Here is a 21,375-nt window from a genome sequence, read left to right as displayed (position 1 = left end):
TTGAGAAGCGTGAAATGAAGCTGACGCCGGCTGGATCTATAGTCGGGATCAGTTGGGCCCCGCCGCCCGCTTCCTACCCCCCCAAGTCATTCCATACCGCCCGGATCCGGGAGGAGGCCTGTTCGTGTCAATCGCTTTTTTCCCCCAGCACTCCCCCGTCCCCGCCCTGCTGGTACTCTCCCATCTGCGCTGGGACTTCGTGTTTCAGCGGCCCCAGCATCTGCTGACCCGCGCCGTGCGCGAGCGTCCGGTGTACTACATCGAGGAACCGGTCTTCGGCGAGTGGGACGACTCCCTGGAGGTCAGGGCCGACGCCTCTGGCGTGCAGGTGCTCCGGCCCCACATCCAGGCCGGCCACCCGGCCGCGCAGTCGCAGGCCCGCACGGCGGCGCTGCTGGAGCGCTTCGTTCAGGAAGAGGGCCTGCAGGAATACGACCTGTGGGTCTACACCCCGATGGAGCTGCCGGTGGCCGACCGCCTGAACCCGCGCCTGACCGTGTACGACTGCATGGACGAGTTGGCCAACTTCCGCGGCGCCCCGCCCGAGCTGAGGCAGCGCGAGGCCGACCTGATGGAGCGCGCCGACCTGATCTTCACGGGCGGCCACCGCTTGTACGAGTCCAAGCGGCGGCACCACCCGGATGCCCACGCCTTTCCGTCCAGCGTCGATGCCCGGCACTTCGCGCAGGCCCGGCTGGGGCCGGCCGATCCGGCCGATCAGCAGGACATCCCGCATCCCCGTCTGGGCTTCGCCGGGGTCATCGACGAGCGGCTGGATATCGGCCTGCTCAGCGAACTGGCGAGCACTCACCCCGAGTGGCAGTTCGTCCTGATCGGGCCGGTGGTCAAGATCGACCCGGCCAGCCTGCCGCGCCTGGACAACGTGCACTTCCTGGGCATGAAGTCCTACACCGACCTGCCCTCCTACCTGGCCCACTGGGACGTGGCCCTGATGCCGTTCGCCCGCAACGAGGCCACGGAGTTCATCAGCCCCACCAAGACGCCCGAATATCTGGCGGCCGGGCTGCCGGTGGTCTCCACGGGCATCCATGACGTGATTCGTCCGTACGGCGACAAGGAGCTGGTGCGGATCGCCGAGGGCGCCGGGGCCTTCGGGGCCGCCTGCGCCGCCGCGCTGGCCGAAGCCGGCACGCCCGCGGCCGAGCAGCGCCTGGCGCGCGCCGACGCCTTCCTGGCCACGCAATCGTGGGACAGGACGTGGCAGGCCATGCAGGCCCACCTGGCCCGCGCTGCCCAGCGCCACTCCGATGAGGCCCGGCGTCTGGCCCAGGGCTTTGCGGCGGCCGCCGATGACTGAGCCCCGCACCCTGCCCCAGGACACGCCTGAGAACATGATGCAAGCCCCCCTGGAGGCCAACGACATGCAGACCGGATGGCTCGACTCGGCCACCGCGGGCTTCGACTACCTGATCGTGGGCGCGGGCTTCGCCGGCTCCGTCCTCGCCGAGCGGCTCGCCCGCGACGCCGGCAAACGCGTGCTGGTCGTGGATCGGCGTCCCCACATCGGGGGCAACGCTTACGATCGCTACGACGATGCCGGGGTGCTCATCCACCCCTACGGCCCGCACATCTTCCATACCAACAGCCGCGACGTGTTCGACTACCTGTCGCGCTTCACGGCGTGGCGGCCCTACCAGCACCGGGTACTCGCCAGCGTGGACGGCCAGCTCCTGCCCATCCCGATCAACGTCGATACCGTCAACCGCCTGTACGGCCTGAACCTCACCGCCTTCCAGGTCGAGGAGTTCTTCGCGTCGGTGGCGGAGCCGGTCGAGAAAGTGAAGACCAGTGAGGACGTAGTGGTGAGCAAGGTCGGCCGCGACCTCTACAACAAGTTCTTCCGCGGCTACACCCGCAAGCAGTGGGGCCTCGACCCCAGCGAGCTGGACGCCTCCGTCACGGCGCGCGTGCCGACCCGCACCAACCGCGACGACCGCTACTTCGCTGACACCTACCAGGCCATGCCGATGCACGGCTACACCCGGATGTTCGAGGCGATGCTCGATCACCCGAACATCAAGGTGATGCTGAACACCGACTACCGCGAGATCCAGGACTTCATCCCCTGGCAGCACATGATCTACACCGGCCCGGTCGACGCCTTCTTCGACTACCGCTACGGGAAGCTGCCTTACCGTAGTCTGGAATTCGTGCACGAGACCCACGCCACCGAGCAGTTCCAGGCCGTGGGCACCGTGAACTACCCCAACGACTACGCCTATACCCGGATCAGCGAGTTCAAGCACATCACGGGACAGACACACGCGCAGACCAGCGTGGTGTACGAATACCCCCGCGCCGAGGGCGATCCCTACTACCCGGTGCCGCGCCCCGAGAACGCCGAGCTGTACCGCCGCTACGCCCAGGACGTCCAGAACACCCCCAACGTGACCTTCGTGGGCCGGCTGGCGACCTACCGCTACTACAACATGGATCAGGTGGTGGCCCAGGCGCTGGCGACCTATCAGAAGCTCCTGGGCGGCGCTGCCGCCGAGACCGCCGACACCCGGAGCGAGGTCGGCAGCCGCTGACGATCCGGGGACGAGAGACATCGTCAACGAGACCATGCGTGCCTGATCCCTCAGCGCACGCATGTTCGTTGTTCTCTCCTGTGGTTGTCGGATGGCGGGCTCACCATGCCCAGATGTGCCTTGATGTCTCATGTTGATCAGAACGGGGGCATGTGAAATCAGCTCAGGAGGAGCGACAGCACTCGTCAGTCTGCCGCTCCTCCCGGTTCCTGTCGGCGGATGGTGCTGTTCAGCCGTTCACCACGTCGCCACCGTTGGGGTGGAGCACCTGTCCGGTGATGTAGGTGCTGTCCTCGGAGGCCAGGAAGACGTAGCTGGGCGCGACCTCCGAGGGCTGCCCGACCCGCTCCAGTGGCGTGTTCTCCCCGTGAGCCTGCACACGCTCCGCATCGAAGGTGCTGGGAATCAGCGGCGTCCAGATCGGCCCCGGCGCCACGGCGTTCACGCGGATGCCCTGTTCGGCCAGGTTGCCGCTCAGGCTGCGCGTGAAGGCCACGATGGCCCCCTTGGTGCTTGAATAGTCGAGCAGCTGCGGGCTTCCCTTGTAGGCGGTCACGCTGGTCGTGTTGATGATCGCGTCGCCGCGCTGGAGATGGGGCGTGGCGGCCTGCACCAGATAGAACATGGCGAAGATGTTGGTGCGGAACGTGCGTTCCAGCTGCTCCGGGGTGATCTCGCTGATGGTGTCCTGGGGGTGCTGTTCGGCGGCGTTATTGACCAGGATGTTGAGACCCCCGAGTTCCCTGACGGTGCGCGCCACGGCGTCACGGCAGAACTCCACGTCGCCGATGTCGCCGGCGATCAGCAGCCCCCGGCGACCCTCGGCCTGCACCATCTTCAGGGTGTCCTGGGCGTCCTGGTGCTCGTCGAGATAGAGAATGGCCACATCGGCGCCTTCCCGGGCGAAGTGGACGGCGACCGCACGCCCGATGCCACTGTCGCCCCCGGTAATCAGGGCGACTTTGCCTTCCAGTTTGCCGCTGCCCCGGTAGCCCTCGCGGATCACGACCGGCGCCATGCTCATCTGGGCTTCGCTGCCGGGCTGCTGCTCCTGGGTCTCGGCGGGGGGCTTGGTGGGAAGTTCGGACGTCGGAGCGGTTTCGGGCTGACCTGAAGTCGACATGCTGGGTACCTCGCTGCTGGATTGGAAGGTGAGGAGACCGCCGTAGCGGCACTTTTCGCCGTCGCAGGGCAGTGTGACGGCCCACCGGTTCAGACAGTCGAGAATTGGCTCAATCCGGGTTTATCTGCGTCCGCGTAGGCGTCCAGTGACGTGGCCGCGGCTTCGACCCCGGAGGTTCAGGCCCGAGCGTTCAAGCTCGGGGGCGGCAACCGATGAAAGAGGAACTGCCTCTGGCGCGACCTGGAGGCACCTCCTCTTTTGTCCGGGGCACTCCGAACCGGCAGCGAGCCATCAGGCCGAGCGGCGGACGCCCGCCTGGACGAGAGCAGCCTCGGGATCTGAGCCCCCGGCTCGCCTGTCTGTCCTGACACTCTGCAGAATCAGGTCATGACCCCCGAGCCTCCGCCGCCCCGGCTCCCCACCGGACTGCCTCTTACACCGGACAGGACAGTCAGGTGGCCTGACCGTGTCCGACCCACTGGCGGGCCGACCAGGCCTGGTGGTACTGCTCAGGCACCGGATCGTCCCACTCGGTCTCCAGCCCGCTACGGGGGTGGCCCCGGGACAGGGAAAACACGGCGGCGGTGATCAGGGCAGCGAGTTCAATGCACACAGCGGTGAGCAGCAGGGTCATGACACATCTCCTCTAAAGGCCCGTGGGCCTGTGGGGGGATTGGCTTCAAAGGGGGATGCGTCAGACATCCTTTATCAGACAGGGGTGGACGCCGCCATCATGACTCATCGAACCCCTGCCGCGCCACTCCTCGGTACAGACAGCCGGCCACAGCGATGACCCGGCCGACGGGGGGAGCTGCCACCCCATCAGGCGAAGCTCCACTCAAGGGAGGCTGAAGAGAGTCTGCATGGGCCTTTTCCCGGCGGAGGCGTAGGGTCGGAGCTATGGAATCTACGTCGGCATCGGTGAGAGTCTGGCAGCTTCTGGTGGCCAGCGGGTGCGAGCAGCTGAACACGGCGCGGGTGCTGGACTCCGGCCTCACGCTGCACTGCGTCGAGATCCGTCAGGGGGGCCGGACGCTGGCCCTCGGAGAAGACCCCATCATCCGGGTCGCCCTGCTGCGGGCGATGCTGGAAGCCGTGCAGGTGGCCCAGCTGCCCCCTCAGGGCACTTGCTCCCAGCAGTCGAACCAGATCGCACCCACCGATGACCGGCTGGACTCGCCGCAGGTGTGGCAGCGTGACCCCCTGGACGCGTCAGGCTCAGCGTTCTCTCTGCACGGCTGAGGGAGGCATTCTCCACCTTTTCCAGGAATGGAAGATGGCGGCGCCCGATCCAGACGCCGCCACTTCAGCCACGGTTTTCATCCCTTGCCGGGAACAGGGGTCACCGGCACGCCCACCAGGCTCATCCAGACTCAGCGGACGGCAGCAGTCTCCGCCTGACCCTGAGCGGGCTCCTGCTCCTCGACGACCGTCAGGCGTACCGTGACGTCGCCGCGCAGGGCCCGGCTGTAGGGGCAGACCTTGTGGGCCTCGTCGACCATATGCCGCGCCTGCTCAGGACTCAGGCCCGGCAGGACGATCTGCAGCTCGATCTCCAGCACGTACCCCAGGTCGTCGCTCCGCAGCCCGACGATCCCGGTCACGCGGGACGAGCCGAAGCTCACCTTGTCCCGGCGCGCCACGACCCCGATGGCGCTCTGGAAGCAGGCCGCGTACCCGGCCGCGAGCAGCTGCTCGGGGTTGGTGCCTACGCCGCCGTCTCCGCCGATCTCCTGCGGCACGCTGAGTTTGACCGCCAGGTGGTGGTCGGGCGACTCGATATACCCCGCACGGCCGCCGTGGGCGGTGGCGCGGGTCTGGAACAGCAGCTTGGGCTGGCTTTCGGCACTCATGGCCCCACCGTAGGCGAGGCCGCCGTGCCAGACGGTCAGCACGATCACCGTGTCAAGGTTGGGCCAACAGTGGGCACGACTTCCAGGGCCGGCCTGCGCCAGTGCGGGCCGATGGTCACCGGGTCGCCGTGAGCTGAGACTGGGATGCTTCGCCGTTTTCAACACGCGGCCTCGAACCTGCAGCCCACGCTGTCGTTCCTCCCAGACTCCACATTTACCCCATCTGGCCGCAAAGGTTAAGAACTCGCGGGCAGCTCCACGACGAGATCTCTGGGCGGTGGAGGGCAGGAGGCCGCCCGGTTTCTAGGGCACAGATCCGTGACCCCCAATCCGGTTGGCCGAAGGGCCCTCACGAGCCACGGCAGGCTCCAGACCGTCGCGTACTGAGCCTTTCGGCTCGATCTCGAGAGCCTCCCCTGCCGGAAATTGCGATGAGCAGAGTATGTGAACTTGATAACCCACGGTCAGCTATCCAGGGGGTTCAATCTTTTACCTGAGATGAATGAGAGTGCGATGTGGAATGATCACACCCGTACTGGGGGGGGGTCAGACAACTCCAATTGCAATCCAACCTTTCATCCTTCACACTGCGGGGTAGACATCCCCCCCGGTATTGAATCGCTCCACGCATCGACACCCTGGTGTCCCGATGCTGCATTCGGAAGTTTCGCCGCAGCCGTCGCTCATCTCTCTACCATCTCGTTATCATGAAGGAGACCACTGTGAAGACCCGTACCCGCACCTCCCTGACGGCAGCCGCCCTGGCCCTGAGTGTCCTGCTCGCCTCCTGCGGCACCACCTCGACGCCCCAGGTGGCCCGCACGACTTCAGGCCCCGACGCGGTGCTGACGGTGAAGAATCCCGGCTCCGCCAGCGACGCGCAACTCGAAGCGCAGTACAACGGTATCCTGATTACCCGCACGCCTGATTTTGCCCTGCTGGGCGTCAGCGGCGCGAAGTCGAACCTGCGGTCGCTGGGCGCCAGCACCGACGTCGATCGAAACGTCAACGTCTTCCGGGTCGGCAAGGGCCAGCCCGCTTCGGGCACCGTCTCTGGAAACGGTTCGGTCGGGCTCTGGGGCTGGGGCTCCGTGGGCCTGTGGGGCTGGGGTTCGGTCGGCCTGTGGGGCTGGGGCTCCGTGGGGCTGTGGGGCTGGGGTTCGGTCGGGCTCTGGGGCTCGGGCTCGGTGGGCCTGTGGGGCAACGCCGTCTTCCAGCCGGTGCCGCAGAACACGGCCACCTGGCGCCAGATCGGCCTCGACTCCGTCCAGAGCGCCGGGCGGGCCACCGGCGAGGGCATCACGGTGGCGATTCTGGACACCGGCGTCGATCTGACGCACCCGGCCTACGTGGGGATGTTGACCGATCCCAGCACCTGGCGGGACTTCGTGGCGAACGACGACACCCCGCAGGATGAAGGGGAACTGGGCACCGGACTGACGGGCCACGGCACGGAAGTGGCGGGCATCATCGCCCAGATCGCCCCCGGTGTGAAGCTCATGCCGCTGCGGGTGCTGAACCAGAGCGGCAGCGGGGACGTCTCGTCGGTGAGCGCGGCCATCGTCTGGGCCGTGAACCACGGAGCCAACGTCATCAACCTGAGCCTGGGGGCCGACGCGCCCGTCTCGGCCGTCACGCAGGCCATCAACTACGCGAACAAGAAGGGTGTGGTCGTCGCCGCCGCTGCCGGCAACAGGGGCACCGAGGGCCTGGACTACCCGGCCGCCCAGTTCTCCACTATGCCGATGAACCTGGCCGTGGGCAGCGTCAACTCCGCCGACACCAAGAGCAGTTTCTCCCAGTACGGCGCCGCGCTGGAACTCCTGGCGCCGGGCGAAGGGGTGTACGGCCCCGCCCCGCAGAGCCGACTGGCCGCGTGGAGCGGCACCAGCATGAGCACGCCCATGGTGTCGGCTGGTCTGGCGCTGGGCATGGGCCTGGGTGCGACCGGCCAGCAGACGGCGGCCGCCCTGACCACCGCCGCCAGCAAGGTCAACACCGTGAGCGACAATGCCCCCTACTCCGGCAAGCTCGGCAGCGGGCGCCTGAATCTCGACGCCGCCCTGAGCGCCCTGGGACGCTGACCTCTCCCCGGCGGCTCAGTGTCCCTGCACTTCATGGGGACGCTGAGCCGCTGTGTGAGGATTCTGCAAGTCACCCTCACCTAAAATGCCGGCGTGTTGAGCGAGCCCCACCGTTCATCGGCGCCGGTGAGCGCTCCAGATCCCGTCGCCCCGCCCAGCGAGGCACTGGTCGCCGTCGATCCTGTCGTCAGCCACGCCCGGGCCTCCGGCGTGCGGATGGTGGCGTCTCCCTCAGTGCCAGCAGGGTACCCGCCGGCTCCCCTGCTGGCGCAGGCCGACCTGCAGGCCGCCGAAGCCGCCCTGAGGGCTGGACAGGCCCGAACCGCGCTCACGTTTCTCGACGCCGCGGCCGCGACGCTTCCCGTGACTGACCTGCTGGCCCGCTCGCACCATCTGCGCGCCCAGGCGCTGCTGATGTCCGGTGAGACCGACGAGGCCCAGCGGTACCTCGCGATGGCGATCCGGGTGGCGGTGCGGGCCGGACAGGCCGATGTCCAGGCTGAGGCGCTGAACCTCCGGGCCCAGATCGAACATGGACGCGGGGACAGCCTGCTGGCCCTGGCCACCCTGGAGACCGCCCAGCGGCTGCGCGCCGAGCATGGGGACGTCGCGGGCGAGATCCGATCCGCCTGCAACCGCGCGCTGATCCAGATCGCCCTGGGTCAGCACGCCGAGGCCCTGGAGATCCTGCAGTGGGCCCTGCAGCGGCTGCCCGGCAGCCAGACCCCGCTGGTGAGCGACCTGTACGTCCACAGCAACCTGGGGCTGCTGCTCGAGGGCATGGAGAGGCTGGACGAGGCCGCCGGGCACTACCTGCACGCCCGGGATTCGGCGCTGGCGGCAGACGATCTCGCCGCGCACGCCACCATGTCCCTGAACGCCGGGGAGATCTTCCGCAAGCTGGGCCGGCCCGACGCCGCCGATCTGCTGGGCGCCGCGCTCAGGGCCGCAGACGACCTGGGCCTGCCCAGGGTTCGGGCGGGCGCCCTGCACAGCCTCGGCCTGCTGCACTCGGGTCTGGGGGACCACGACGCGGCCGACCGTTACCTCCTGCAGGCCGAGGAACTCGCGCAGACGAGCAGTGATCTCGACGCCCATCTGGAAGCCACGCTGGGCCGCGCCAAGAACTGGCTGGCCAGCGGGCGCCGCGACCTGGCCCAGCGTGGCCTCCACCACGCCCTGAAGCTCGCCACCGAGGGCACCCGGCCCCAGGCCGCCTACGACGCGCACCTGCTGCTGGCCGACGCCCACGAGGGCGACGATCCCCGGGCCAGCTTGCACCATCTGCGGCAGGCCACCGCGCTGGAACGCGACCAGCGGGCGCTGGCGCTGGCACAGCAGGCCCAGGCACTGGCCCGGGACGCCCGGCTGAACAGCGCCCGGCTGGACGCCGAGCACGAACGCCAGCTCCGAACCATCAGCGACCAGGCCCGGATGGACGCCGAGGCCAAGGTGCAGGCGCAGGTGGAGGAGCTGGAGCGTGGACGGCTGCGCGACAGTGTCACCGGCCTGCCCAACCGGCTGCTGCTGCGGGTGCTGATCGGCCAGGACATCCGTGAACAGAGACCCCACTCCCTGGTGATCCTCGACTTCGACCGCTTCCGGGGCATCACCGACACGCTGGGTGAGGCGGCCAGCGACGAACTGCTGCGGCAGGTGGCCGGGCGGCTGGAAGGGCTGCTGGGCAGCGGAGAGACCCTGGCCCGCGTCAGCAGCGACGTGTTCGCCGTGCTGATCAGGGGCGAGCACGAGAGCGCCGTGCTCAACCGCCGGGCCCGGCAGTTCATGGACGCCTTCACGTCCGAGTTCAGCGTGGGCAGCGCCGAGGTGGTGATCTCGGCCAGTATCGGGGTCGCCCACTTTCCCCAGCACGCCCGCGACGCCGACGACCTGCTGCGCGCCGCGCATGTGGCGGCCCGCGAGGCCACGGAGGGCGGCGGCATCCAGGTGTATTCCCCTCACCTGCCCAGCGCCGGGGGCCGGAGCGCGGTGCTGAGCATGGAAAGCGGTCTGGCCCGCGCCCTCGAACGGCGCGAATTCGAGCTGCACTTCCAGCCGCTGGTGGACGCCGCGGGTGGACAGGTGGTGACGGCCGAGGCGCTGCTTCGCTGGAACAGTGCCGCGCTGGGCCGACGCTCTCCGGCGGAGTTCATTCCGCTGCTGGAGCGCAGTGGCCTGATCGTGCCGGTCGGCGACTGGGTGCTGCGCGAGGCCTGCCGTCAAGCGGCGGCCTGGGACGGGGTACGGGTGGCGGTGAACCTCTCGGCCCGGCAGTTCATGGGGGGCGGCCTGGCCGAGAGCGTCCGCCGCGCGCTGGCAGAGAGCGGACTGCCGGCGGAGCGGCTGGAACTGGAGATCACGGAGAGCCTGATGATGCAGTCTCCGGAGCGGGCCGTGCGCCTGCTGAGCGAGCTGAAGCGAACGGGCGTACGCGTGGTGCTCGACGACTTCGGCACAGGTTTCTCGAACCTCAGTTACCTGCACACCTTTCCGCTCGACGGCCTGAAGATCGACCGGAGTTTCGTGGTGGCGCTGGGTCAGAGCGAGCGGGCCGGATCGATCATCGCGGCCATCGTGCAGATGGGCCACGCGCTGGGCCTGGACGTAGTGGCCGAGGGCATCGAGACCAGCGAACAGCATGGCGCGCTGCGGCGCCTGGGCGTGCCGGTGCTGCAGGGCTACCTGTTCGGCCGTCCCCAGGCCCGGTGGCGTCCCTGAAGACGTTGCTCTGAAGGGCGTGGATTGACCCACCCGACCTGAAGATCCGGGGCGCCGGCCAGTCTGCGGAGACTCCGCTCCGACGCTCTGCCATCTCACCGGTGATCCAGCTCCACCAGCTGCCGCGCTTCAGGGAGCGGCTTGAGGGCCCGGTACATCGACCACCAGACGGTCAGCTCATCCATGACCGGGCGTAGCGTCTGCCCCCGTTCCGTCAGGGAGTAGAACACGGCCGTCGACTCTCCCTGGCGCCTCAGATAGCCGGCCTCGGTCAATTCCTGAAGGCGGTGGAGCAGGCTTCGGCGGCTCACCAGGCGCACCTGCTCGCTCAGGTCGCGCACCCGCAGCGGAGCGGCCATCAGGGCATAAATGATGGCCAGTGATCCCGTGCGCTGGAGCAACACGTAATCGGCGTGGCCCTGCCCGGCCGCACGCCGCTGCCCCCACAGCTCCATCTGCCTGAGCACGCTGAAACTGGCCCGCCCGGCGGGCAACAGGGCGTACAGCTTGCCTTCACGTGTCACCAGTTGCCAGCGTTGCAGGTCGCGCAGGCGGGCCGACAAGGTGCCCGAACTGGCGATGCCTGTCTGTCCGAGCAGGGCGCTGAAGCTCTGCGGGCCCTCGATCAGCGCCAGCAGCAGATGCGCCACGTACTTTGTCTGAAAAATCGACAGCACCAGGGCCATGTCCACGGTCGGCTGATCCGCGCTCGATGGCCGGCCCGTGGGGCGTTCCTTATCCGGGGAGTGGGCGCCGCTTAAGCCCCTGGGCATGGTCTCACCGGGTCAGTCTACTGTCGAAAGTGGTCGGCCGACCGCAGATTTGAGAGCGTCAGTGAGGACGGTTCGGGGTCTCACTCCACTTCCTCCGTTCCACGCAGAAGTTCGACCCGATAGCCATCCCCCATGTCGGCTGACGCCGGCTTGCCCGCAGTCCCGGTGAGCAGTGACCCCGGCACCAGTTCCAGCGCCCGGACGATCTCCGGCCATACGCCCAGACGATCGAGTTCTCGCCGGTAGTGGTAACAGGTCTGCCAGGGTGCGTACTGCCTGGGCACGGCCCGCCAGGGGCAGGAGGTGAGGAACTGCCAGACCACCCCCGTCATGACGCTCTGACGGTCAGCGAACGGCCGACCTCGCGGGCTGGGGAGAGGCAGCAGACGTTCGATCCCACGCCATTCACGATCCGTGAGCTGGTGGGTCGGCGCGGCAGGGCTGGAGACGGGAAGAGGCATCATGAGGGGTTGTCGGTCATTAGGACTGACCGTGATGCAGAATTTACACCATTTTCAACCACCGCTCTCATCGACCGGAGACTGCCGTTGGCTCGGCGACTCGAAGCCTCTTTCCAGCGTGACCAAACGCATTCAGACGGTCTTCCTCCATCCGAAGCTTTGAGATCCTCCGACTGAATCGGCGTGCTATGCCCGCTTGGCGACAGCTTGAATTCACGCCTGCACTCGCCAGTGCACTTTCCGCGCGCCCTGGAGGAACAGTTGTCAGTCTCCAACCCTTTCGCAGCCGGCGGTGCACATAGTGCAGGATTGGGCTCGGGCCGCGCGCCAGGTCAGGTGCGGAGGCAAAAGCTCCGGGTGCTGCCTGCATCCAATCTCTCCAAGCTGGGCGACAGATCCGAAACCCACGGTGTACCGAGGAGTCGTGGACTGTTCGCCTCAACGCCAGCCAAATCATCCGCGCATGCGCCTAAGCTGATGGAAATTTTTGCTGTCCAGCACGGGGTTTTCATTTAGGCAACGTCATGATACGCCGACGACACACCTGAGCGATTGCCGCATACGGGAAGATCGTCCAGGGACGACACACTTGAGTGAAGCAGTCTGGCCACCGACGACACACCTGAGCGATTTACATCTCCTGGCGACGACACACCTGAGCGATCCTGCCCCTGGGGAGTACGACACACCTGAGCGATTGCGAGTCCATGTATCGAGTGGGACAGCGTTCGTGGCCTCTAATAGTGTGGAGGGTGCCGGCCTTCTCCCCCTCCGAGGCTGGATTAGAACCCCAAACCCAGCCTGGGGACAGCCCACAGTCAACCAACGACACACCTGAGCGAAACACCCTCTACACCGACGACATACCTGAGCGATCAGCCTCTTTTCCCGACGACATACCTGAGCGATCAGCCAGCTGTTCCCGACGACACACCTGAGCGATTGCCCTCTGCCTGGACGACATACCTGAGCGATCAGGCACGACACACCTGAGCGAACACCGACGACCTACCTGAGCGATCCGCGCAGTGAGGAACGACACACCTGAGCGATCTACACTCCCTGGCGACGACACACCTGAGCGATCGTGCACGACACACCTGAGCGATCATGCCGGAATCCTTCGTCCAGACCGTCACGGGGGCTCTCCCACTTGATGATGATCATCAATGTAGTTATTCAGTTCTTTTCTTTTCAGTAACCGTTAGAATTCATCAATCAAGGGGGCGACGTGACCACAAAGCTCACCCGGTTCGACGAGCTGAACCTGTCGCGCCTCAATCTCATCTCCGCTGTCGATCAGGCGGACGTCAACGAATGGGACGTCACCTTCGAATCGCAGGGCCGGGTGGTGCGGGTGCAGTGCGAAGCGCTTCCGAAATACGCCGTGCCACACGGTCTGGACAGCGACGTCACGGCGGCCCTGCTCAATCTCTACATCGAGCTGGGGGAGCCGGAGGATGGGCGGTTCTCGGTGAGTGCCACCACCCTGCTCAAGCTCTGCGGCTGGCACAACACCGGGAAGTACCACGCGACGCTACGGAACTGTCTGGAGCGGCTGCACACCTCGTCCTACAGCGTCAGCGGGGGCTGGCGGGATCACCCGAAAGGACGCTGGACGCACGCCAAATTCCATTTCATCGAATCGCTCGATTTCAGCAGCGGCGACCGAACGGGCGGCTTCGACGAGCGCACCATCATTTCCGGCCGTCTCGCCGACTCCATCGTGGCGAGCATCCGCAGCGGCTACGTCAAGCCGCTGGACTCGGAATTCATGCTGTCGTTGTCGCGTCCCCGCACGCGGGCGCTGTACCGGATCTTGGACGGCGCCCGCTTCGATCCGCAGCACCCGGAGGAGCCCCTCGACACGCTGGAGGTCAGCCTGATCGGGTGGGCGGATCAGTGCAAGATTCCCAGCACTATTCCCGGCAACATCCGCCGCGCTCTGGAATCTCCCCACGCAGAGCTGGTCAAACGCGGTTACCTGCGTGCCGTGACCCTGACAGGGCGCGGTAAGGATCAGATGATCCGCTACGAGTTCGTACGGGAGTTCACGCCCATGGACGCGGTGCTCTCGCGCCGCTTTCGCACCTACGGGGTGGCCGACGGGGTGGCGCGCCGGCTCGTCCGGGAGCACGGCCGGGAGTTCCTGATCGCCAGTATGGATCGCTTCGACGTGCTGGTGCGTGACGCCGTGCTGGTGATCCGCAAGACCAAGGCGGCCGCGCTTATGCACCTGATCGCTCATCCGGACGAGTATCCCTATCCGGTAGCGGGCGCAAAGGCGGCCTCCGCTGGAGGCGCACCGGCCGCGAAGGTCAAAACGGCCAAGGCCGACCGCATGGAGCCGCTTCTGGAACTGCCGACCCTGGCGGATGAATTCAGGGATCTGCCTGCGGAGCAGGTGGCGGAGAAAGCCATCAACCGCCTCAACTTCCACTACCGTCGCCTGCTGGATGTCAGCGATCTGGACGCGCTGCGTCAGGCCCTGCTGGATGGCGAGGTCGACGTGGTCAAACTGCTTGAAGATGCTGTGGCGGCGGTGGCCAAACTGCAGAAAGAAGAGTTTGCACGGGAACTTAAATGGCGCCTGGGCCAGCGCTGAGGCGTGGTAAGCCCGTTAGATAAGTTCAGATGCTGGAGGAGTCGAAAATGTAGGTCGTGGGCGAAAGCTGGGCAGTCCGTTGCGAAACAACACCCGCTCACTCCCACAGGCCACAATCGCACCAGAGGCTTCAGGCGGCTCTGTAGAAACAATTGGGGACTCCTCGACCCCATACCGGCGACCCAGGGCTCCTGAGCCCCTGGGCGGGCCAGGAAAGGCATCAACCGGGCTCCTGGTGGCCTCCCTCTCCCCTCCCCTACTGAGCATCCCCTCTCACCATCCGAAGTAACGCCCTTCGGGTGAAGTCGCCTGACTCTGGTGAGCACAGGCGGGCTCGCCCAGAATATTACCCGGAACGCTCCCGGCGAACCTGCTGCAGTTCCTGTACCCACCGCTCGTGCGCGCCCGGCTCGCGCAGCACGACCCGGATGGCCGCCTCCAGCGCCTCGTCCACATTGACCCGTCGCCAGCCGAGGTCGTCGGCCACGTCGATCAGGCTGCGGGTCAGGTCACGGTGGAGTGCCAGGGGAACGCGCCCTGCCAGTGTCTTGTCCTCGCCGCGACCGGCCTGTGCCTCTGGCGTTGGAGTGGCAGTGGAGGCAGCGGACGGAGTGGACGCAACGGGGGCTGGGGCCGGCTCGACCTGTGGCTCCTCCCGGGTCTGCCGGAGCTGCTGCAGACTGCTCAGGATGTCGCTCATGCGCGGCCCGCCAGCACGCGCTTCAGGGCTTCGTCCGTGACCTCGCGGTAATCTCTCCAGCACTTGGCCGCGATGTCACTCTTGACGTCCTTGACCAGAACCGCCGCATTCGCGGCGTCCCGGAAGGCTTCCGAGAGCCGGACGCTGGCGTCCATGACAGGTACGCCGAGGCGCTGCAGTCCTTTGCGTGCTTGGATCACCTTCATACCTCCGGGACGAACCATGGTGAGCAGGGCCACGTAGCGGTCGAGTGGAATCTGGCCGCCCTTGAGCACCTCGGCCGTCTGGGCAGCGCCGTCCAGACCGTTGATATCCGGGCTGGTGGGCAGCAGCGTCAGATCAGCGGTGCGGGCGAACTCCAGCAGCTCGGTGTTCCCTGGCCCGCCCTCGGTGTCCAGGATGACCGCATCGTAGTCACGGGCGCGGGCGAGCGCCGTGACGGCCGCCACCGTGAAGGGCAGATGGCCGCCCCGCGCCCAGGCGGTGCTGGTGCGGATACGGTCGCCGTCTGCCAGCAGGACACGTTGTCCGGCCTCGGCCAGCACCCCGGCGATATGGATACTCGTGGTGGTTTTGGCGATGCCGCCTTTGAGGCCCGCGACGGCGATGACCAGAGGCCCTGTGGACGAAGAAGTCATTTCGTCCACAAATTAACACACTAGCGCACGAATCTGCAAAATCACTTACGCACAAAGAAATATGTATGTGAAAACATGAATCAAAAAACATACAAATTCACAAACTTAATAAGTAACATACTTACACACACACAAAATGATTACTACACATGCTTACTAATAAACGTGTTAGCCTGTGTACAACCTAACAGATGGCATTCAGGCTGGAAATTCTACGTCCAGGACGTGATCCGGATCAACGCAGCAGTAGCAGGCCGGTGAGTTCGGGAGCCAGGTAGTGTTCTCTCCGCAGGACAGCCTGCACGATCCGGAGCAGGCTGCGTCCACCTACACCCTTGAGCACATAGCCCTGTGCGCCGGCCGCCAGCGCCGCGTTCACGTCGTCCTCGGCGGCGGAGAAGGTCAGCATAATGATCCGGATATCCGGGAACGTGGCGCGGATGGCCCGGGCCGCACACAGGCCATTGCCCGGCATGGTGATGTCGAGCAGCATCAGGTCGGGCTGCAGGTCGCGCGCCAGCCGCAGGGCGTCGTCGGCACACTTCCCCTGACCCAGGATCTGCACTGCAGGGTCGACCCGCAGGGCCGACGCCGTCGCTTCCCGGAAGCGGCTGTGGTCGTCCACCAGCACCAGTCCGGCCGCGCCGCGCCGCACCCGCACGGATTCGGGCTCCAGGCCGGCCGCGGACGGCTCCAGCAGGGGGGAGTTAGGCACCGGCCTCGTCTCCCCTGGAGGTGAATTCGGGGATGGGCAGGAGTACCTGAACGCGCGTGCCCTGACCGGGCGAACTGACCACCTGAAAACTGCCCCCCAGACTCTCCGCCCGTTCCCGCATTCCCAGCAGGCCCAGGTGTTCGCCGCGTTCCAGCGTGCCCTGCTTCTGGAATCCTGGCCCCTAGTCGCTGATCTCAAGCCGCACCTGATGGGCCTCAACCCACAGGCCGACGCGCTGGCCCACCGCTCCCGCGTGTTTGAACGCGTTCGTGAGGGACTCCTGGGCCAGCCGGTAGACCGTGATCTTCAGGGGCAGGGGCATCTCCTCCCCGTCCCCGTCGGTCAGCAGTTCCACGTCGCTGCCGGTGCGGCGCTGGTGGGCCAGGATCACGCGCCCGAGGGTTTCGGTCAGCGAGAGGTGATGCAGTTCCGGGAGGCACATCCCGCCGGAGATGGCGCGCATTTCCAGCAGGGCGTGCTGGATGGCCCCGTGGATGACCTCCAGCTCTGTGTTCACCTCCTCCCGGCGGGCAGGGGAGACCTCACCGACCACGTCCAACTCCAGGCTGTCGAGTTTCATGAGCGCGAACCCCAGTTCCTGGGCCGGGCCGTCGTGCAGCTCCGCGCTCAGGCGGCGCAGGAAGCGCTCGTTGAGGGTGGCGCTGCGGGTGGCCGCCCGCACCAGTCGCTGGCGCAGCCCCTCGTTCTGATCCAGCAGCCCGTGGAGGCTGAGCACCTTCCCCTGCAACTCGGCCCGCTGCTGCTCGATGATGTCCCGGCCGCGCTCCAGCTCAAGGGTGCGCTGCACGACGGTGGCCTCGGCCTGTTCACGGGCCTCGCGCTCGACCCGGGTTCGCAGGCGGTGGACCTCAGTTTCGTGCTGGGCGCGTTCCAGATCGAACTGGATGCTCAGCTGCCGGGTTCGGCGCTCGCCCTCCTCGTTGAACAGCAGCTTCTCGACGCGGTGGAACTCCCGGAAATGCCTCAGCGCCTCGGCTTGGTCGCCCAGCTCGATCAGCGTGTCGGCCAGCAGCTCTAGAGCCTCGGCCTCGGTCTTCATGCGGCCGCTGCGCCGCGCGATGTCCAGGCTTCTGGAGAAGGCGTCGATGGCCTGGCTCCGCTCCTCCGTCTGCCGGAAGACCCGGCCGAGGTTCAGCAGGGCGTCCATCTCGCTCTCCGCGTCCTCAGTCTCCTGGGCGCGGCGGATGACCACCCGGTGGAGATCCAGGGCGCCGGCACTGTACCCGAGATCCGCCCAAACTTGCCCCAGCCCGTCGAGCGCCGCGATTTCGACCTTGACCTGGCCGGGGCGCTTATGGGCGTAGCCCAGGTTCACCGTGCAGATGGCTTCCAGGGGCCTGTTATCCAGGGTGGAGAGGATGTCCAGGGCCTGCTCGCAGGTGTTCAGGGCGCGCAGGTCATCGCCCATGTTCTCGTAGAGCAGGCCCACGTTGATCAGGCAGTGCACCGCCCGCTGCTCGTCGCCCAGCCGCCGGGCGAGGTGCATGGCCTCTGCGGTGTCCTTGAGGGCCCGTGCGTATTCCCCACACAGGTGCAGAACGCCGGCCCGATGGTTGAGCGCGTCGCCCTGCAGGGCCTCGTTCTCGCAGGCCAGCGAGAGTTCCAGGGCATGATCGAACCGCTCCAGCGCGCGCATGGGCTCGCCCAGATCCCGGTAGACCTTGCCCTGGGCGATACAGGTCTGGGCCGGCAGGGATGGGGACTGCTCGTGCAAGGCCTGCACCTGGGCCTGATATAGCAGCCCCAGCGCCGTATAGAACTCGGCCCGACTGGCGGCGTCCTGACCCCGCGCCAGCAGTTCGGCGGCAGGCTCGGGCCCGTTCGCGGCGGCTTCGGGGCCTGCTCAGCCTGGCGCGCCACATCGCCATCAGCCAGCGCCTGCCGAAGCGCCGGCATGTGACGCCGCTGCTGATCGAGCACTGCGAGAGTCAGCTCGGGCTGTTCGCCCTGACCCGGTGCTGGGCGGGTTGAGGGGTGGAGAAGGGTATGAATGGGGGAACGGAGGGGGAGGGCGGCTCCCGCTGCCCCGGAGCCCGTCCGACCGTGGAATTCCCACCGTGCCGCGCCCGAGCCTCCGCCAGACTGCGGTATGGACGACCTGCCGCCCGCCGCCTTCCGCCGCCAGGACGAGAGCCCCGATGAACTCTTCTACCGCCAGCCCCGCTTCGTGACCCATATCGACGAGGGCGCGATCGGGGCGGTGACGGCCCTGTACCGCGAGTATTTTCCGGCGAGGGGCCGCGTCCTCGACCTGATGAGCAGCTGGATCAGCCACCTGCCCCCGGAGGTCGCGTACCGCGAGGTGGTCGGTCTGGGCCTCAACCGGGACGAACTCGCCGGCAACCCCCGCCTGAGCCGCTTCGTGGTGCAGAACCTGAATGCCGCGCCGCACCTCCCCTTCGCCGACGCCTCCTTCGACGCGGCCGGGCTGGCGGTGTCCATCGACTACCTCACGGATCCGGTCTCCGTGCTGCGCGACCTGGGCCGGGTGCTGGTGCCGGGCGGGCCGCTGGTGATCACCTTCTCCAACCGCTGCTTCCCGAGCAAGGCGGTGATGGTCTGGCACGCGCTGGAAGACGCCGGGCGGGTGCAGCTGGTTCGGCGCTATCTGGAGGCGGCCGGAAACTGGACGGCCATCGAGACCCTCGACCGGAGTCCGCAGCCCCGCGGCCGCTTCGGCGGCGATCCCCTCTACGCGGTGGTCGGCCGCTCGCTCGGGCCGGGGCCGGACACCACGTCCAGCTAACGTGTCGGCCGGACCGGGCAGGATCGTCTGGTCGGATCCGCCTGTCCGAAACCGTCCACAGTGCCGCAGCCTCCGGTGTCCCGCCCTGTATCTTCCCTTACAACCTGAATCAGATGAGCCGGGCGCAGGTGGATGAAACCTGGGATGGAGTTCGAACTCTGCACTGAAATCGTCGCCGTGTCCACCGATGGAATGGCTGCTGCGTGAGACTGAGCGGCGTCTCCCATCTCGAACCTCGACCCGGCGAGGCGCAGACTCCCTCTCAATCAACTCTCGGACAACTCAAATGTGACGCTGGGATGATTGTGCGTACGTCCACCGCGGGTGGACTTCAGAGCCGTCCAGCCGTGCGGCGACGGGCACGGGCCACCGCACGCACACCGCGCCCGGGGCGGGAGGGGGCGGCCTGCCGCTCTTGCCGGCCGCCTCCGGCCCGCCCGCCACAGAGGAGCGCCATGTCACGCACCGTTCTCCACCGCTGGCCGCACCGTTGGCCCCATCGTTGGATGGTCACCCTCAGCCTGCTCGCTCCAGGGTCGCTGGCCGCCTGTTCCGGCCCGGCCGCCGACGCCCCGACCGCCCAGTCCGGCGCCATCGGGGCGGAGGCCGCCGCGTCCATCCCCGCCGGAGGCACCGACGTGCTGGGTGCCGACCCTGCGGCGGCCTTCGCGCGGGACTCGGGCCCGTCGCTGAAGATCGAGACGGTGACCGTACAGGGGCCCGGGTTCACCCAGGCGCGGCGCATCACGGGCACCGGGCCCTTCGCGACGCCCTACGACGAGCAGCTCTCGGCCACCAGCCGCACGCCGATCGCCCAGGACGACGTGCTGCTGGTGCAGTTCTGGGCCCGCAGCACCTCCAGCGCCCCGGCCCGCACGGAGTTCGTGTTCGAGCAGGCGGGCGAGGGCTACCAGAAGTCCGTGAGCGTGGCGCTCAGCCTGACGTCCCAGTGGACGCTGTACAGCGTGCCCTTCAAGGCCGCGCTGGCCTATCCGGCGGGGGGCGGGGCCGCCCGCTTCCGCCTGGGCTACCCGAACCAGAGCTTCGAGGTGGGCGGCATCGTCCTGAAGAACTACGCGAAGGGCCAGACCGTGGGCGCCCTGCCCTTCGCGGGCTTCAGCTACGCCGGGCGCGAGCCGGACGCCCCCTGGCGCGCCGCCGCCGCCGCCCGGATCGAGAAGCTCCGCAAGGCCGACCTGCAGGTCAGGGTGCAGGACGCCACTGGAGCGCCCATCGCGGGCGCCACGGTGAAGCTGGAGATGCGGCGGCACGCCTTCCCCTTCGGCAGCGAGGTGGCCGTCGAACGCCTCTTCGAGAACAGCCCCGACGGGCAGAAGTACCAGCAGCTCATTCCCACGCTGTTCAACCGCGTGGTGCTGGGCAACGCGCTGAAATGGCCCGTGTGGGAGGGCGGCTGGCCCGGCAGCCAGCGCCCGGACGCCCTGAAGGCCCTGCAGTTCTTCAAGGCCAAAGGCATTCCGGTTCGCGGGCACAACCTGCTGTGGCCCTGCGCGGAGGACTACTGCCTGCCCACCGACGTGCCCCCGCTGTTCAGCAATCCGGCCGCCCTGAGGGCGCGGATCGACCAGCACTTCATCGACATCCTGGGGGCCACGAAGGGCCAGATCGTCGAGTGGGACGTGATCAACGAGCCCAGCGCCAACAAGCGGCTCTCGCAGGTGCTGGGCGAGGACGAGATGGCGGCGCAGCTCCGGCGCGCCAAACAGCTCGACCCTGCCGCCCGGATGTTCATCAACGACTACGGCAACCTGGGCGAGGGCGATCTGGACGTGGAATTCACCCGTATCCTGAAACGGATGCAGGCGCTGGGCGCGCCGCTGGAGGGGATCGGGCTGCAGGGCCACTTCGGCTACCAGCTCACCCCGCCCGACGAGCTGTACCGCCGGCTGGGAGAGTTCGGGGCCCTGGGCCTGCCGCTCGCCATCACCGAATTCGATGTGAACGTGCCGGGCGAGGCCCTGCAGGCCGACTACCTGCGCGATTTCCTGACCGTGGCCTTCTCCACCCCACAGGTCAGCAGCTTCATGATGTGGGGCTTCTGGGAAGGCCAGCACTGGTTGCCCCAGGCCGCCCTGTACCGTCAGGACTGGAGCATCAAACCCAGCGGACAGGCCTTCAAGGATCTGGTCTTCAAGCGGTGGTGGACGAACGCCAGCGGCACCAGCGACGCGGCCGGGCAGTACCGCACGCGCGGCTTCCTGGGCGACTACCGGCTCACGGTCACGGCCAGGGGCAGGACGACGACCCAGGCCATCTCCCTGAAAAAGGGCATGGCTCCGGTGATCGTCCGCCGCTGAGAACGCACTGGGGATACTCTGACTTCCCGCTGGCTCGGCCTCCCGGGCCCGGCGGCCCTGGAAAACGC

18 protein-coding genes are annotated in these 21,375 nt (G+C 67.2%); 8 read left to right on the top strand and 10 right to left on the bottom strand.

Translation table 11 applies throughout. The features are described 5' to 3' along the window. Nucleotides 1-124: 124 nt before the first annotated feature. Nucleotides 125-1,318: a glycosyltransferase family 1 protein gene (locus CVO96_RS18990; RefSeq protein ID WP_243398514.1), complete on the top strand. Its 1,194-nt coding sequence runs from the start codon at nt 125-127 to the stop codon at nt 1,316-1,318. Between the two features lie 64 nt (nt 1,319-1,382). Then, entirely contained in the window at nt 1,383-2,552 is a 1,170-nt protein-coding gene (gene glf / locus CVO96_RS18985; protein WP_243398522.1) for a UDP-galactopyranose mutase, read from the top strand. Nucleotides 2,553-2,781: 229 nt separating this feature from the next. Here the strand turns inward: glf and CVO96_RS18980 are convergent, their stop codons facing one another. Further along, nucleotides 2,782-3,675 carry an SDR family oxidoreductase gene (locus tag CVO96_RS18980; protein WP_103314030.1) on the bottom strand — a complete coding sequence of 298 codons (894 nt, stop codon included), beginning with the start codon at nt 3,673-3,675 and terminating at the stop codon, nt 2,782-2,784. 451 nt (nt 3,676-4,126) lie between these two features. Further along, nucleotides 4,127-4,309 carry a hypothetical protein gene (locus CVO96_RS18975; RefSeq protein ID WP_103314029.1) on the bottom strand — a complete coding sequence of 61 codons (183 nt, stop codon included), beginning with the start codon at nt 4,307-4,309 and terminating at the stop codon, nt 4,127-4,129. 266 nt (nt 4,310-4,575) lie between these two features. Here CVO96_RS18975 and CVO96_RS18970 point away from each other — a divergent pair, with 266 nt between their 5' ends. Further along, nucleotides 4,576-4,917, top strand: a complete 342-nt coding sequence (locus CVO96_RS18970; protein WP_133161861.1) for a hypothetical protein — start codon at nt 4,576-4,578, stop codon at nt 4,915-4,917. Between the two features lie 131 nt (nt 4,918-5,048). Here the strand turns inward: CVO96_RS18970 and CVO96_RS18965 are convergent, their stop codons facing one another. Then, nucleotides 5,049-5,576 carry an organic hydroperoxide resistance protein gene (locus tag CVO96_RS18965; protein WP_341476192.1) on the bottom strand — a complete coding sequence of 176 codons (528 nt, stop codon included), beginning with the start codon at nt 5,574-5,576 and terminating at the stop codon, nt 5,049-5,051. Nucleotides 5,577-6,235: 659 nt separating this feature from the next. Here CVO96_RS18965 and CVO96_RS18960 point away from each other — a divergent pair. Together CVO96_RS18960 and CVO96_RS18955 are read left to right on the top strand one after the other, a co-directional pair. Further along, a complete protein-coding gene (locus CVO96_RS18960) occupies nt 6,236-7,612 on the top strand; it encodes a S8 family serine peptidase (protein WP_133161860.1) in 1,377 nt (458 codons plus the stop codon). A gap of 93 nt (nt 7,613-7,705) precedes the next feature. Next, nucleotides 7,706-10,330 (top strand): EAL domain-containing protein, encoded by a 2,625-nt coding sequence (locus CVO96_RS18955; protein WP_133161859.1) that lies wholly within the window; start codon nt 7,706-7,708, stop codon nt 10,328-10,330. 95 nt (nt 10,331-10,425) lie between these two features. On the opposite strand, the gene CVO96_RS18950 is transcribed toward CVO96_RS18955, so the two are convergent. Both CVO96_RS18950 and CVO96_RS21725 read right to left on the bottom strand, forming a co-directional pair. Next, nucleotides 10,426-11,103: a winged helix-turn-helix transcriptional regulator gene (locus CVO96_RS18950; RefSeq protein ID WP_103314025.1), complete on the bottom strand. Its 678-nt coding sequence runs from the start codon at nt 11,101-11,103 to the stop codon at nt 10,426-10,428. 80 nt (nt 11,104-11,183) lie between these two features. Next, nucleotides 11,184-11,564 carry a transposase gene (locus CVO96_RS21725; protein ID WP_423739385.1) on the bottom strand — a complete coding sequence of 127 codons (381 nt, stop codon included), beginning with the start codon at nt 11,562-11,564 and terminating at the stop codon, nt 11,184-11,186. A 1,231-nt stretch (nt 11,565-12,795) separates the two neighbouring features. Between CVO96_RS21725 and CVO96_RS18940 the strand changes: the two genes are divergently transcribed. Beyond that, complete coding sequence (locus CVO96_RS18940) at nt 12,796-14,169, top strand: replication initiator protein A (protein WP_103314023.1); 1,374 nt, start codon at nt 12,796-12,798, stop codon at nt 14,167-14,169. Between the two features lie 346 nt (nt 14,170-14,515). On the opposite strand, the gene CVO96_RS18935 is transcribed toward CVO96_RS18940, so the two are convergent. The 5 genes from CVO96_RS18935 to CVO96_RS18920 form a co-directional block, all read right to left on the bottom strand. Then, nucleotides 14,516-14,869, bottom strand: a complete 354-nt coding sequence (locus CVO96_RS18935) for a hypothetical protein (protein ID WP_103314022.1) — start codon at nt 14,867-14,869, stop codon at nt 14,516-14,518. Then, the gene (locus CVO96_RS18930) at nt 14,866-15,507 is read right to left on the bottom strand and encodes a ParA family protein (protein ID WP_103314021.1); all 642 of its coding nucleotides are present in this window, start codon (nt 15,505-15,507) and stop codon (nt 14,866-14,868) included. The genes CVO96_RS18935 and CVO96_RS18930 overlap by 4 nt, the downstream gene beginning before the upstream one ends. Nucleotides 15,508-15,742: 235 nt before the next feature. Further along, nucleotides 15,743-16,222, bottom strand: a complete 480-nt coding sequence (locus tag CVO96_RS18925; RefSeq protein ID WP_165795443.1) for a response regulator — start codon at nt 16,220-16,222, stop codon at nt 15,743-15,745. Next, complete coding sequence (locus CVO96_RS21720; RefSeq protein ID WP_423739384.1) at nt 16,215-16,376, bottom strand: ATP-binding protein; 162 nt, start codon at nt 16,374-16,376, stop codon at nt 16,215-16,217. Before CVO96_RS21720 ends, CVO96_RS18925 begins: the two co-directional genes overlap by 8 nt. A 27-nt stretch (nt 16,377-16,403) precedes the next feature. Further along, nucleotides 16,404-17,957: a tetratricopeptide repeat-containing sensor histidine kinase gene (locus CVO96_RS18920; RefSeq protein WP_103314019.1), complete on the bottom strand. Its 1,554-nt coding sequence runs from the start codon at nt 17,955-17,957 to the stop codon at nt 16,404-16,406. A gap of 375 nt (nt 17,958-18,332) precedes the next feature. Between CVO96_RS18920 and CVO96_RS18915 the strand changes: the two genes are divergently transcribed. Together CVO96_RS18915 and CVO96_RS18910 are read left to right on the top strand one after the other, a co-directional pair. Further along, nucleotides 18,333-18,989 carry a methyltransferase domain-containing protein gene (locus tag CVO96_RS18915; protein ID WP_103314018.1) on the top strand — a complete coding sequence of 219 codons (657 nt, stop codon included), beginning with the start codon at nt 18,333-18,335 and terminating at the stop codon, nt 18,987-18,989. Nucleotides 18,990-19,495: 506 nt separating this feature from the next. Next, complete coding sequence (locus CVO96_RS18910; RefSeq protein WP_103314017.1) at nt 19,496-21,307, top strand: endo-1,4-beta-xylanase; 1,812 nt, start codon at nt 19,496-19,498, stop codon at nt 21,305-21,307. Nucleotides 21,308-21,375: the final 68 nt, after the last annotated feature.

It is taken from the genome of Deinococcus koreensis, assembly GCF_002901445.1.
GTDB lineage: Bacteria > Deinococcota > Deinococci > Deinococcales > Deinococcaceae > Deinococcus > Deinococcus koreensis.
Note: the sequence above shows the minus strand (reverse complement) of the source record. Positions and strands in the feature narration are given on the sequence as shown.